The organism is Streptomyces sp. NPDC006743, from assembly GCF_040703815.1.
In the GTDB taxonomy this organism is placed as follows: Bacteria; Actinomycetota; Actinomycetes; order Streptomycetales; family Streptomycetaceae; genus Streptomyces.
In genome coordinates, this window is the sequence record NZ_JBEYJA010000027.1 from 61,844 (window position 1) to 75,082 (window position 13,239).

Here is a 13,239-nt window from a genome sequence, read left to right on the forward strand (position 1 = left end):
CCGTTGGACCGGCGGACCCGTTGGACCGGCCAGCCGGCCAGCCGACCGACCTGGCCGATCCGGCCGATCCGATCAGGTCGATCAGGTCGATCAGGCCGGCCGGCGCGGGCGGACCATCTGGACTCACCGGCCCACCGCGCCCTCCGCGTCCTGCTCGGCGGTGGCCGCCGGGGGCTGCCCGGCCGGCCCCGCGGTGATCAGGTCCGTTCGGCGGGTCAGGCGGCGTACGTCCGGCACGCACAGCACCGCCAGGGTCAGTACCAGCACCAGCGCCGAACACCCCCACAGCGCGGCCGGCCGGCCCACCGCGTCCTGGACCGGGCCGGCCACCGCCGTCGCCACCGGCACCAGCGCCAGTGACCCCAGCCAGTCGTACGACGACACCCGCGAGAACTTCTCCTCCGGTATCTCCTGGTGCAGTGCGGACATCCACGCCACCGCGAACACCTCGACACTCACGCCCGTCGCGAACATCACCGCGACCAGCGCGGGCGTCGGCACCGGCACGGCCAGCGCCGCGGAGGGCAGCGCGAGCGGCAGCACGCCGAGTGCGCCCACGAGCAGCAGTCGCCGCGGCGCCCACCGCGTCATCACCAGCCCGCCGAGGACCGTACCCACGCCGAAGGCGGCCAGCGCCAGCCCCCACGGCTGCGGTCCGCCGAGCCGTTCGCGCGCGACCAGCGGCCCGTACACCGTCTCGGCCGCCGCGACCACCGCGTTCACCACGGCGAACTGCACCACGATCGACCACAGCCAGGGCCGGCCGGCCACCTCGCGCCACCCCTCCCGCAGGTCCGCCAGGAGGTTCGTACCGCCCCGCCGCGCGGGGACGCCGCGCACGTCCAGGAAGGCGCGCAGCGACCCCGCGACGGCGAACGCCACCGCGTCGACGGCCAGCACCCACCCCGGCCCGGCCGCCGCCACCAGCACACCGCCGAGCCCGGTGCCCAGGATGTTCGCGCCGTTCACCCCGGTGCGGAAGGCGGCGAAGGCGCGCCCGGACTCGCTGCCCGAGACGCTGGCCATCACCATGCCCTCGGCGGCGGGGGAGAAGAACGCCTGCCCGGTCCCGCCGAGCGCGGCCAGCAGCGCCATCTGCCACACCCGTGCGGTGCCGGTGAGGACGAGGGCGGCGAACAGGCCCTGCGAGAGGCAGTTGAGCGCGTTCGCCGCGACCATCACCCGGTGCCGGGGCAGCCGGTCCGCCACGGCCCCGCCGATCAGCACGAACAGCACCAGCGGTACGGTCCGTGCCGCCGCGACCAGGCCCACGTCGGTGGCCGAACCACCGGCCGCGAGCACCGCGAACGCCCCGGCGACCAGCGCCCCGGAGCTGCCGAGCCCCGACACGACGGCGGCAGCGGTCAGCAGTGTGTAGTCGCGCCCGGCCCAGGACGGCCGGCGGACGCGGTTTCGCGGGGGAGTCACCCACGGATTATCCACGCGGCCCCCCGCCCTTCCCCGGCCGGCCCCGCGTCCCCCCGGCCGCGCTCGCATCCCCCGCCGGCCTGCTGCCCGCCCCGGACGCCTGCCTGCCGGACCCGCAGGCCGCGGGGCACTCGCTTCCCCCCCCCGGCCCAGGCCTCCGCTACTTCGTCGCCCCCTGGCTGAACCCGTTGTAGATGTAGCGCTGGAGGAACAGGAAGATGATCAGCGTCGGCAGGATGACCAGGACGGCACCGGCCGAGATGTCCTCCCAGTGCGCCCCGAAGGGGCCCTTGAAGCGGAACAGGGCCGTGGAGATCGTGCCCTTGTCCTCCGAGGGCATGTAGAGGAAGGGGATGTAGAAGTCGTTGTACGTGGTGATCCCCTTGATGATCACCACCGTGGCGATCGCCGGCTTCAGCATCGGGAAGATGATCTTGCGGTAGATGGTGAACGCGTTCGCCCCGTCCAGCCGTGCCGCCTCGTCCAGGGAGGTCGGGATCCCCCGGATGAACTGCAGGAAGATGTAGATGGAGACGATGTCGGTGCCCATGTACAGCAGGACCGGCGCCCACCGGCTGTCGAAGAGCCCGAAGCTGTTCACGACCTGGAAGGTCGCCACCTGCGTCGTCACGCCCGGCACCAGGGTGGCTACCAGGAACAGTGCCATCACCAGCTTCTTGAAGCGGAACTCGAAGCGGTCGATGGCGTACGCCGTCATGGAACCGATCAGCACCGTGCCGGTGACCGAGAACAGCAGGATGAACGCCGTGTTCCCGAACGCCTGGAGCATGTGCCCGTCGGTGAACGCGGTCGCGTAGTTGGAGAAGTTCAGCCAGTCGTGCGGCAGACTCAGCGCACCGCCGTCGGAGACCTCCTGGGACGTCTTCAGCGACGTCAGGAAGAGCGCGGCGAGCGGGGCGAGCACCACCAGCGAGGCGACGACCAGCGACAGGTACGTCAGCGTCGTCGCGACGCCGTAGCGCCTGCGCCGGGAGACGGGCTCGAGGGCGGGGGCGGGGGCGGGGGCGGTCATGCGAGGTCCACCTTCTCGTCGGGCACCAGGCGCCGCTGGATCCACGTGATCAGCAGGACCACCAGGAGCAGCACCACGGCGCAGGCCGAGGCCAGGCCGGTCTTGTTGAACTGGAAGGCGAGCTTGACCGTCTGGATGACGAAGGTCGACGTGCCGGTCGCGCCGCCGGTCATGATCCACGGGATCTCGAAGACGGACAGCGAGCCGGAGACCGCCAGGATGACACTGAGGCTGAGCACCGGACGGATGCTCGGCATGATCAGGTGCCAAAACTGCTGCCGCCGGTTCGCGCCGTCGAGCTGGGCGGCCTCGTACAGCTCGCCGGGTACGGACTGGATCGCGCCGAGGAACAGCACGAAGTTCAGGCCGGTGAAGCGCCACACCGAGACCCCGGCCAGCGAGGTGTTGGCCGACTGCGGGTCGCCGAGCCAGGCATGGTCGCCGCCGGCGCCGAAGAGGGACAGGACCGAGTCGAGGGTGCCGCCGTCCTGGAAGAAGTACAGGAAGACGAAGCCGATCGCGACGCCGTTGATGAGGTAGGGGAAGAACAGGATCCCCTTGAACAGGCTGCGCAGCCGCAGGTCGAAGCTGAGGATCGTCGCGAAGTACAGCGCGGCGGCGATCTGCACGACGGACGCGGCCAGGTAGTACAGGCTCACCGCGAACACCCGGAAGAACTCCGGCCGGGTGAACAGCTCCTTGTAGTTGTCCGCGCCGACGAAGTTCCGGTCGGGGCTGACGCCGTCCCAGTCGGTGAAGCTGTAGTAGATCATGTTGCCCACCGGCACGTACGTGAACGTGATCAGCAGGGCCAGCGGGACCAGCAGGAAAAGCCACGGTGTGGCGCGGCGCAGCGGGTGGTCGCGCCAGGTCCGCACGGAGCCGGCGCCCCGGGCGGTGCCCGCCGGGGAGCGGCGTCCGCGCCGGAGGGGGAACGGGCCGGGGCCGGCGAGCGGGCCGGGCGGGTCGGGCGGCGGTGGTGCGGTGCGGGTGAGGTCGGTCATGTCGGCGGGGCCTTTCGTCGTCCGCGGTGAGCGAGCGGGGGGTCGGCACACCGGGCCCCGGCCCGTGGGCGGCGGGGCCGGGCCGGGGCGGGGCCCGGTGTGCCGGCCGGTTCAGGAACCGGCGCTCCGCCTGGCCTCGGCCCAGCGCTTGTCCAGGTCGGAGAAGTAGTCCTCCAGCGAGCCCTTCTGCGCGCCGCGCGCCAGGTCGACGAGCTTTTGCCGGTAGTCCGGCTTGCTCAGCCCGATCTCCGAGGCGTTGTCGATCGCGTTGACGTCGGCGGTCTTCGCCTCGGAGCGCTCGATCATCGTGACATCGTTGTCAACAAACCCTTGCAGCGTGCTCGGCAGCTTGACGGCCTTCACGGGTGAGACGGCGCCCTCGGAGGCGGAGTAGCCGGACTTCTCGGTGAACCAGTCGATCCAGGCGCGCGCGGCGGCCTTGTGGGACGAGTGGACGTTGACGGCCTGCTGGTAGTCGGAGAGCAGGGTGGCGCAGAAGTGGCCGTCCTTCTGGACCGGGAACGGCATGAAGCCGATGTCCTCGGGGTTCGTGCCGGCCTTCTTCGCGGCGTCCCGCATCTGCGTGATCGCCCACGAACCGAGCAGCATGCTGCCGATCTTCCCCTTGGCCAGGAGTGTCTTGGAGTTCTCCCAGTTGGTGGTGGTCGGGTCCTTCTCCGCGAGCCCGCCGTGGACGATGTCGTAGAGGAGCGTGTCGATCACGTTCAGGTCGCTGCCCGCGGCCCACGGCTTGTCGGCGGCGGCCAGGGCGTCGGAGGCCTTGGCGTCGCAGCTGACCGAGCCGACGCTGTTGGTCCAGGGGCTGCTGAGCGGCCAGCCGTCCTTGAAGTTGGTGTAGTAAGGGGTCGCGCCGGTCTTCGTCCCGACGGCCCGCAGGTCGGTGAGGAACTGCTGCGGGGTGGTGGGCCACGTCGTGACGCCCGCCTTCTTCCACAGGGCCTTGTTGTAGACGAAGCCGTCGGCGGTGCCGAAGGTGGCGATGCCGTAGGTCTTGCCGTTCACGTCGGTCTTGTCGGTGAAGCGGTACTTGCTCCGCAGGGACGCCGTGGGACCCAGCGGCGCGAAGAACTTCGGGTAGTCGCCCTTGGAGATCGCCGCGGGGATCATCAGGACGTCACCGTAGTTCTCGGTGTTCATGCGGATCTTGACCTCACCCTCGTAGTCGGTGATGCCCTCGAACTTCACCTTGACCTTCGGGTAGGTCCTGCTGAACTCGGCCGCGTACCTCTTCATCGTGCCGTTCTGCACGAGGTCGGTGCGGTGGGTCAGGACCGTGATGGTGCCCGAGACGGCCCCCGGGTCCGACGGCGCGGTGGCGGTCTCGTTCGACGGCGCGCCCGCTCCGCTGCACCCCGCGACGGTCAGCATCGCGGTGGTGAGCAGAGCGGTGCTCAGTGTCGTCTTCCTCCCCATGTGCCCAACTCCTTCCAAGGGTTACGGCTCGGGCTGCGGCGGTTGACGGAACTATGACAGTCGTTGGTGAACCGGTAAAGCTCGCGAGTTCACCGCGATATCCAATCGTTACGTCCTGCCGGTCGGCCACCGCGCGACATGCCTGTTCATCAGACTCGTTGTCGCTCCGGGGAGCGAGGGAAGGGGACTAGACCGGTTCATGAACGGGGGTTAGGTTGGTCGCGTCGTGCCGTCGTGCGGCGGCCGGAACCGGCCGCTGCCCGGACTCCGCCCGCACCGTCTGGCGCCTGCCCGCACCTCCCGATAGGAGCCGCACATGAAGGACGTCATCCAGCTCGCCGAGGGCTGGAGCCTCCACCACGACGGGACCCCGCTGCCCGCCCGGGTCCCCGGCTGCGTGCACACCGACCTGCTGGCCGCCGGGGTGATCCCCGACCCGTATCTCGGCCTGAACGAGCGGGAGGTCGCCTGGGTCGGCCGCCGGGCGTGGACGTACACCCGCGCCCTCGGCGCGGACGACACCGCCCCCGGCGCCCACGAGCGCACCGACCTCGTCTTCGACGGCCTGGACACCGCCGCCGTGATCAGCGTGGACGGGCGGGAGATGGGCCGCACGCGCAACATGCACCGCCGCCACCGCTTCGACGTCACCGGCGTGAGCGGCCGGCTGGCCGTGGAGTTCGCCTCCGCCTACGACGAGGCCGAGGCCGTGCGGGCCGTGACCGGCGAGCGGCCCAACGTCTATCCCGAGCCGTTCCAGTACATCCGCAAGATGGCCTGCGCCTTCGGCTGGGACTGGGGCCCGACGCTGGTCACCGCCGGAATGTGGCGGCCGGTCCGGCTGGAGCGCTGGTCGACGGCCCGGCTGGCCGGGGTGCGCCCGCTGGTGACGGTCGCCGACGGCAGGGGCCGGGTGGAGATCCACGTCGACCTCGAACGCACCGCGCGCGGCGCGGACCGGAGGCTTTCCCTGCGGGCCGGGACGGCGGGCGTGCGGGCCCGCACGGACGTCGACGGCGACCGGGCGGTGCTGACCCTCGACGTGCCGGACCCGGACCTGTGGTGGCCGCGCGGGTACGGCGAACAGCCCCTGTACGACCTTGAGTTGACCCTCGTGGATGAGGACGAGGACGAGGGCGCGGCGCAGGGCGGCCGGACCCTGGACTCCTGGAGCCGGCGGATCGGCTTCCGCACCGTCACGCTCGACCGCTCCCGCGACGAGCACGGCACCGGCTTCACCTTCGTCGTCAACGGCGTACGGATCTTCGCGCGCGGCGTGAACTGGATCCCCGACGACGTCTTCCCCTCCCGCATCACTCCCGAGCGCTACCGGACCCGGCTGCGGCAGGCCGCCGCGGCGGGCGTCGACCTCGTGCGGATCTGGGGCGGCGGCATCTACGAGGACCACGCCTTCTACGACGCCTGTGACGAGATGGGCCTCATGGTCTGGCAGGACTTCCTCTTCGCCTGCGCCGCCTACCCCGAGGAGCAGCCGCTGCGCGGTGAGGTCGAGGCGGAGGCCCGCGACAACGTTGTCCGGCTGATGCCGCACCCCAGCCTGGTGCTCTGGAACGGCAACAACGAGAACCTGTGGGGCTTCAGGGACTGGGACTGGGAGCCGGAGCTGGCGGGCGACTCCTGGGGCGGCGGCTACTACCTCGACCTGCTGCCCCGCCTCGTCGCCGAACTCGACCCCACCCGCCCCTACACCGCCGGCAGCCCCTGGTCCGGCTCCTGGGACCACCACCCCAACGACCCCGACCACGGCACCCACCACTCCTGGGAGGTGTGGAACCGCCGGGACTACGCCGACTACCGCGCCTCGGTGCCCCGTTTCGTCGCCGAGTTCGGCTGGCAGGCACCGGCCGCCCTGGCCACCCTGCGCCGCGCCCTGCCCGGCGAACAGCTCGCCCCCGGCTCCCCGGGCATGCTGCACCACCAGAAGGCCGAGGACGGGAACGGCAAACTGGACCGCGGCATCGCCCGCCACTTCCCGCTGCCCCAGGGCGACTTCGACCGCTGGCACTACCTCGCCCAGGTCGTGCAGGCCCGCGCCGTGGCCGCCGGCATCGAGCACTGGCGCGCCCACTGGCCCCGCTGCGCCGGAACCGTCGTCTGGCAGCTCAACGACTGCTGGCCGGTCAGCTCCTGGTCCGCGATCGACGGCGACGGCCGCCCCAAGCCGCTCTACCACGAACTGCGCCGCGTCTACGCCGACCGGCTGCTGACCCTGCTGCCCCCGGCCGGGGAAAGCGCGAGCCGGGCCGGGGAAGCCGGGTCCGAGGCCGGGGGAGGCGGGGCACCGGTCCTCGCGCTGGTCAACCAGTCCGCCGAGCCCTGGCACACCACGGTCACGCTGCGGCGGCTGCGGGCCGACGGCGGCACCGTGGCACAGGCCGTGGTCGACGTCACGGTCCCCGCGCGCTCCGTGGGCCGGCCCGCCCTGCCCGCGGACCTGGCGCCCGACGCGGCGTCGGCCGAGGAGTTCCTGGTGGCCGACGCCGACGGGCTGCGCGCCCTGCACTTCCCCGTCCCGGACAAGGACTTCTCCTGCCCGGCGCCCCGCTTCGACGTCACGGTCCACGACCTGGGCGACAGCGGTAGTGTCGACGTCGTGGTGACAGCACACACCCTGGTACGAGACCTCCTGCTGCAGGCCGACCGGCTGGGCCCCGACGCCGCCTGCGACACCGGACTGCGGACGCTGCTGCCCGGTGAGCGCGTCCGGCTGCGCCTGCGCGGCGCGAGCGAGACCGGGGCCAACGCGGTGCGGGCGGCGCTCTTCTGCGGGGAACCGGCGTGAGCGCACCCACGGAACGGGTGACCATCAAGGACGTGGCGGCGGCGGCCGGCGTCTCCAAGGGCGCGGTGTCCCTGGCGTTCAACCACAAGCCGGGCGTCTCGGATGCCACCCGGGAACGCATCTTCGCCGCCGCCCGGCAACTGGGCTGGGCGCCGAACTCCTCGGCGCGCAGCCTGTCGAGGCAGTCGGTGGACACCATCGGACTCGCCATCTGCCGGCCGGCCCGGCTGCTGGGCCTCGAACCCTTCTACATGGAGTTCATCTCCGGCATCGAGAGCGTCCTCGCCGAACGCCACTGCTCCCTGCTGCTGCGCCTGGTCAGCAGCTTGGAGGAGGAGATCGCCCTCCAGGAGACCTGGTGGCGCGAGCGTCAGGTCGGCGGGTCCGTCCTGGTCGACTTCCACCGCGACGACCCCCGCCTGGGTCCCCTCAAGGCGCTCGGGCTGCCGGCGGTGGCGGTCGGGCACCCCACGCTCACCGGCGGGCTGCCCTCCCTGTGGACCGACGACGCGACCGCCACCGCCGAGGCGGTCCGCTACCTGGCGGCCCTCGGCCACCGGCGGATCGCCCGGGTGGGCGGACCGGCCGGGCTCGGCCACAGCGCCATCCGCTGGGCCGCCTTCCGCGAGACGATGGAAGGCCTCGGCCTGGACGGCTCCCTGCACGCGGAGACCGGCTTCTCCGGCGAGGAGGGCGCCCGCGCGACACGCTCGCTGCTGCTGTCCGCGCGGCGGCCCACCGCGATCGTCTACGACAACGACCTGATGGCGGTCGCGGGGCTGGGCGTGGCCGCCGAGATGGGCATCTCGGTGCCCGACGAACTCTCCCTGCTGGCCTGGGACGACTCCCAGTTGTGCCGGCTGACCCATCCGACGCTGTCCGCGATGAGCCATGACGTGCACGGCTTCGGTGCGCAGGTGGCGAGGGTGCTGTTCGACGTGATCGCCGGCCAGGACGTCCCGTCCCGGCCGGTGGCGACGCCGTCGCTGGTGCCGCGGGCGTCGACGGCCCCGCCGCGCTGACCCGGCGCCGCCCGGCCTTGCCGGCCCGTGCGGCGCCGGAAGGGAAGGCAGGGAAGCACGGGGGACAGAAGGCGGAAATGAAGAAGGAAAGGAGGTGACCCACTCCTTTCCACTCTCAACGTATAGCGCACCGGGGGGCTTGCGGCAAGGCCCCCGTCGTCCCGCAGAATGACCGGCCTATGGCCAGGACCTGCGGGAACGGGAGTCGCGAAGTGCGTATGACGGTGTCGGCCCACGGGTCACGCGGTGCTGTCGGCTCGCCGGCCGGACTCGCGGCGCGGCCGGCGGTACGGGGCCGGGGCCGCCGTACGGCCGTGACGCACGGCCGGTCCTGAGACCTCAGCCCCCAGCCCCCAGCCCCCAGCCCCCAGACACAGATGCGGAGCATCACGGACGTGACCCCCCTGACCACCGGCGTCTTCGACCTTCCCGAGCGCCTGTCCGCCAAGGCCGACCCGGCGCTGACCGCTGCCGACGAGCGGCACTTCGCGGCCGTCGCGCGGTGTCTGGAGCAGTCGATCGCCGAACTGTCCGAACACCTCGACGCCGCCCGCAGGGCACCCGGGGGCCTCGGCCGGCAGGCCATGGACCGCGACGCGGAGGTCCACCGCCTGACCGCCCGGCTGCGCACCCTGCGCCGTTTCGGCCTGGACCTGTGCCTGGGGCGCATGGTCGGCGCGGACGGCACCGAACCCGTCTACGTCGGCCGGCTCGGCCTCACCGACAGCACGGGGCACCGGCTGCTGCTCGACTGGCGCTCACCCGCGGCCGAGCCGTTCTTCGGAGCCACCCACGCCGACCCCATGGGGCTGGCGAGCCGCCGCAGGTACCGCTGGACCGGCGGCCGGATCAGCGACTACTGGGACGAGGTGTTCACCGCGGACGCCTTCGCCGGGCACGCCGCGCTCGACGACCAGTCCGCCTTCATCGCCTCGCTCGGCGGCAGCCGGTCGCCGCGGATGAGGGACGTGCTCGGCACGATCCAGGCCGACCAGGACGCCGTCATCCGCGCGAGCTCGCGCGGCGCCCTCGTCGTCGACGGCGGCCCGGGCACCGGCAAGACCGTCGTCGCCCTGCACCGCTCCGCCTACCTCCTCTACGCCGACCCCCGCCTCGGGCACCGCCGCGGCGGCGTGCTGTTCGTCGGCCCGCACGAGCCCTACCTGGGCTACGTCGCCGACGTGCTGCCCAGCCTCGGCGAGGAGGGCGTGCAGACCTGCACGCTGCGGGACCTCGTCGCCGAGGGGGCCGCGGCCGGGACCGAGAGCGACCCGGAGGCGGCCCGCCTGAAGGCGTCCGCGGACCTGGTGAAGGCGATCGAGAAGGCCGTCAGGTTCTACGAGGAACCGCCCACGGAGGGCATGACGGTCACCACCCACTGGTCCGACATCCGGCTGGACGCCGAGGACTGGGCCACGGCGTTCGATGCGGCGGAGCCCGGCACCCCGCACAACGAGGCCCGCGAGCAGGTCTGGGAGGAACTGCTCACCCTCCTGGCGGACAAGCACGACGGCGACGCCCCGCCCGAACTGCTGCGCAGGTCGCTGACGCGGAACCGGGAACTGGTCACCGCCTTCCACCGCGCATGGCCGCTGCTCGAAGCGGCCGACCTCGTCTCGGACCTCTGGTCGGTCCCCGCCTACCTGCGGATGTGCGCGCCGTGGCTCGGCCCGCAGGACGTACGCCGGCTGCAGCGCGCGGACCCGCGGGCCTGGACGGTGTCCGACCTGCCGCTCCTCGACGCGGCACGGCAGCGCCTGGGCGACCCGCAGACCGCCCGCCGCAAGCGCCGCCAGAAGGCCACCCTGGCCGCCGAGCGCGAACGCATGGCCCGTGTCATCGACAACGTGCTCGCGGCCGACGACGACGGCGAGGGCGCGGTGACGATGCTGCGCGGACGGGACCTGCGGGACGCCCTCGTCGACGAGGACGCCCTGCCCCGCGCCGAACCGGACCGGCTCGCCGGACCGTTCGCGCACGTCGTCGTGGACGAGGCGCAGGAACTGACCGACGCGGAGTGGCAGATGCTGCTGCTGCGCTGCCCCTCCCGGAGCTTCACCATCGTCGGGGACCGCGCACAGGCCAGACACGGTTTCACGCAGACGTGGCGGGAGCGGCTGGAGCGGGTCGGGTTCGACCGGATCACCCTGGCCTCCCTGAGCATCAACTACCGCACGCCCCAGGAGATCATGACGGAGGCCGAACCGGTCATCCGGGCCGCGCTGCCGGACGCCAACGTGCCCGCCTCCATCCGCAGCAACGGCGTCCCCGTCGTCCACGGCTCCGTCGCGGACCTCGACGCGGTCCTCGACGCCTGGGCGACCGCGCACGCCGAGGGGACCGCCTGCGTCATCGGCGCTCCCGGCTTCCCCGGGACGGCCCGCGTCCGGTCGCTGACACCCGAGCTGTCGAAGGGACTGGAGTTCGACCTGGTCGTCCTCGTCGATCCGCAGGAGTTCGGCACGGGCGTCGAGGGGGCGGTCGACCGCTACGTCGCGATGACCCGGGCGACCCGGCAGCTCGTCGTCCTCACCAGCTCCTGACGGGGGGGCGGGCGAACCGGCGCCCGGCCGGCCGGCCCGTGGTGCCGGAACGGTCCGTCTCCGTCGCCGACCGTGTCGCAGTTGGGCCGAACAGGTGACATGGCGTAAGAATTGGCTGGTGCAGGCGATGAGTGCGAGTCAGGTCGGGGGGAGCCGGTGAACAGCCACGACGTCACCGATGAACAGTGGGAGGGGCTCGCCCAGGTCGTTCCGTTGCGCGGACGGGACTCCTGGCCGTCCGCGGTGAACCACCGCTCCCTACCGGAGGCGGACACGGAGCTGCGCCGCCGCTTCGTCGTCCTGCGGGTCAACGTGTTCGCGGACGCCCGCGACGTGGCCGAGACGCTGATGGCGGGCGTGCCGGTCCTGCTCGACCTCACCGGGGCCGAGACCGAGGTGGCCAAGCGGGTCCTGGACTTCAGCACCGGCGTCGTCTTCGGTCTGGCCAGCGGGATGCACCGCGTCGACCGCAACGTGTTCCTCCTCACGCCACCCGGCACCGAGGTGAGCGGCCTGATGGAAGGGGCGGCGGTCCCCGGCGCGTGAGCCCGCCGACCGCGGGAAGGCGGCCAGGGCGGAACGGCTCGTGCGGACCGGCGGGTTCCGCGGTCCGGGCGTGACCGCGCCCGAGCGGAGCCGGACGGAGCCGCGCTGGCCGGGCCGGCGGGGGAGCGGTGGCGGACCGGCCCGCGCCGTGTCCGGGCCGCGGGTGATAGATCTGGTGACGTGACCGAGCACCCCGATCCCGCCGGACCCCGCGCCCCGCGGTCCGAACCGCCCCGCGACCTGGCCGGGTTGCAGCGCCGCCTCGCCGAGTTCGCCGCGGCGCGCGACTGGCAGCCGTACCACACCCCGAAGAATCTGGTCGCCGCCCTCAGCGTCGAGGCCTCCGAGCTGGTCGAGATCTTCCAGTGGCTGACCCCGGAGGAGTCGGCGCGCGTCATGTCCGACCCCCGGTCCGCGTACCGCGTCCGGGACGAGATCGCCGACGTCCTCGCGTACCTGCTGCAGCTCTGCGAGGTGCTCGGTGTCGATCCGCTGGCGGCACTGGCCGCGAAGATCGACCGGAACGAAGAGCGGTTCCCGGCGCGGGGAGCGGGCCCGGACGCCCCGGCGGGCCCGGACGGGCCGGACCCGGGGACGGCGACCGAGGGGAGCTGACGACTCCGCTATCACTCTCCGCAGTCGTTCACTCGGTCGAAATCGATTTGTTGTCCAGAGATTTCCGTCTTCCTCTGGCTTTTTGCCTTGGGCGCCTTCACTCTGGGTAGTGAACAAGGGGGTTCGGGCAGACGTGCGACGAGCACGTCGGGAGATGACGGGGGCAGCGCATGGACGCGGTGCGGCTCATCCTGGCGAGCAGGCGTGCACTGGCGGGCAGCGGCGAGGCCCCCGCCATCCTGGCGGAGGTGTGGCAGGCGCAGGCCCTGGCGCAGGCGGTCGGCAGCCGCCTCGCGGTCTCCGGGCCGCCCGAACTGCGCGGCGAGGCCCTGGGGCTGACCGAACTGGCGGGCCGCGGCTGCGGCGTCCTGGACGCCCCCGACCTCGACCCGGGATCCTTACGCGCCGCCCAGCTCACCGAACTGGCCGACGCGCACCGGGCGTTGCTGTGCCTGGGCGGGCTGCTGGGCGAGGTCGGCATCGCCCTGGTCGGCATCGCCAGCTCGGCCGCCGACGAGCGCACGTACTGGCAGTGCATGGAGGCCATCGACGCGGCCGACGAGTCCAGGGACCGCATCCGCGAGATGCTGCGCAAGCTGGCGGTCCGCGAGGAGACCGTACTGCCGGAACGCGAAGCAGGCTGACCCCCCCAGGGCCCGCGGCCCCCCCTGCGCACCCGCACGCTGCCGCGGGCGGCAGCGGCCCCCACCACCCGGCGGCAGGACACGACCCGCTCCCGCTCACCCGCCCCGGCCCGGCGGCCCCCCGCCCCCGCCCCCGCCCTCCGTGTTCACCCGTCCGGCGACCGGCG

General features: G+C 72.6%; 10 protein-coding genes. 6 read left to right on the forward strand and 4 right to left on the reverse strand.

Features of this window, described 5'->3' with window-relative positions; genetic code table 11:
- Positions 1–123: 123 nt before the first annotated feature.
- The 4 genes from ABZ719_RS22185 to ABZ719_RS22200 form a co-directional block, all read right to left on the reverse strand.
- Positions 124–1,428: an MFS transporter gene (locus tag ABZ719_RS22185; RefSeq protein WP_366726898.1), complete on the reverse strand. Its 1,305-nt coding sequence runs from the start codon at positions 1,426–1,428 to the stop codon at positions 124–126.
- A 160-nt stretch (positions 1,429–1,588) separates the two neighbouring features.
- Entirely contained in the window at positions 1,589–2,461 is an 873-nt protein-coding gene (locus ABZ719_RS22190; RefSeq protein WP_366726899.1) for a carbohydrate ABC transporter permease, read from the reverse strand.
- Positions 2,458–3,465 carry a sugar ABC transporter permease gene (locus ABZ719_RS22195; RefSeq protein WP_366726900.1) on the reverse strand — a complete coding sequence of 336 codons (1,008 nt, stop codon included), beginning with the start codon at positions 3,463–3,465 and terminating at the stop codon, positions 2,458–2,460. The genes ABZ719_RS22190 and ABZ719_RS22195 overlap by 4 nt, the downstream gene beginning before the upstream one ends.
- Before the next feature lie 111 nt (positions 3,466–3,576).
- Positions 3,577–4,899, reverse strand: a complete 1,323-nt coding sequence (locus tag ABZ719_RS22200; RefSeq protein ID WP_366726901.1) for an extracellular solute-binding protein — start codon at positions 4,897–4,899, stop codon at positions 3,577–3,579.
- Positions 4,900–5,215: 316 nt separating this feature from the next.
- Between ABZ719_RS22200 and ABZ719_RS22205 the strand changes: the two genes are divergently transcribed.
- The 6 genes from ABZ719_RS22205 (at position 5,216) to ABZ719_RS22230 (ending at position 13,072) form a co-directional block, all read left to right on the forward strand.
- Positions 5,216–7,702, forward strand: a complete 2,487-nt coding sequence (locus tag ABZ719_RS22205; RefSeq protein WP_366726902.1) for a glycoside hydrolase family 2 protein — start codon at positions 5,216–5,218, stop codon at positions 7,700–7,702.
- A complete protein-coding gene (locus ABZ719_RS22210) occupies positions 7,699–8,724 on the forward strand; it encodes a LacI family DNA-binding transcriptional regulator (protein WP_366726903.1) in 1,026 nt (341 codons plus the stop codon). Before ABZ719_RS22205 ends, ABZ719_RS22210 begins: the two co-directional genes overlap by 4 nt.
- A gap of 395 nt (positions 8,725–9,119) precedes the next feature.
- Positions 9,120–11,267 (forward strand): RNA polymerase recycling motor ATPase HelR, encoded by a 2,148-nt coding sequence (helR, locus tag ABZ719_RS22215; RefSeq protein WP_366726904.1) that lies wholly within the window; start codon positions 9,120–9,122, stop codon positions 11,265–11,267.
- Between the two features lie 156 nt (positions 11,268–11,423).
- The gene (locus ABZ719_RS22220; RefSeq protein WP_366726905.1) at positions 11,424–11,813 is read left to right on the forward strand and encodes a cell division protein SepF; all 390 of its coding nucleotides are present in this window, start codon (positions 11,424–11,426) and stop codon (positions 11,811–11,813) included.
- A gap of 180 nt (positions 11,814–11,993) precedes the next feature.
- Entirely contained in the window at positions 11,994–12,428 is a 435-nt protein-coding gene (locus tag ABZ719_RS22225) for a nucleotide pyrophosphohydrolase (RefSeq protein ID WP_366726906.1), read from the forward strand.
- Between the two features lie 170 nt (positions 12,429–12,598).
- The gene (locus tag ABZ719_RS22230; RefSeq protein ID WP_366726907.1) at positions 12,599–13,072 is read left to right on the forward strand and encodes a DUF6099 family protein; all 474 of its coding nucleotides are present in this window, start codon (positions 12,599–12,601) and stop codon (positions 13,070–13,072) included.
- Positions 13,073–13,239 lie beyond the last annotated feature (167 nt).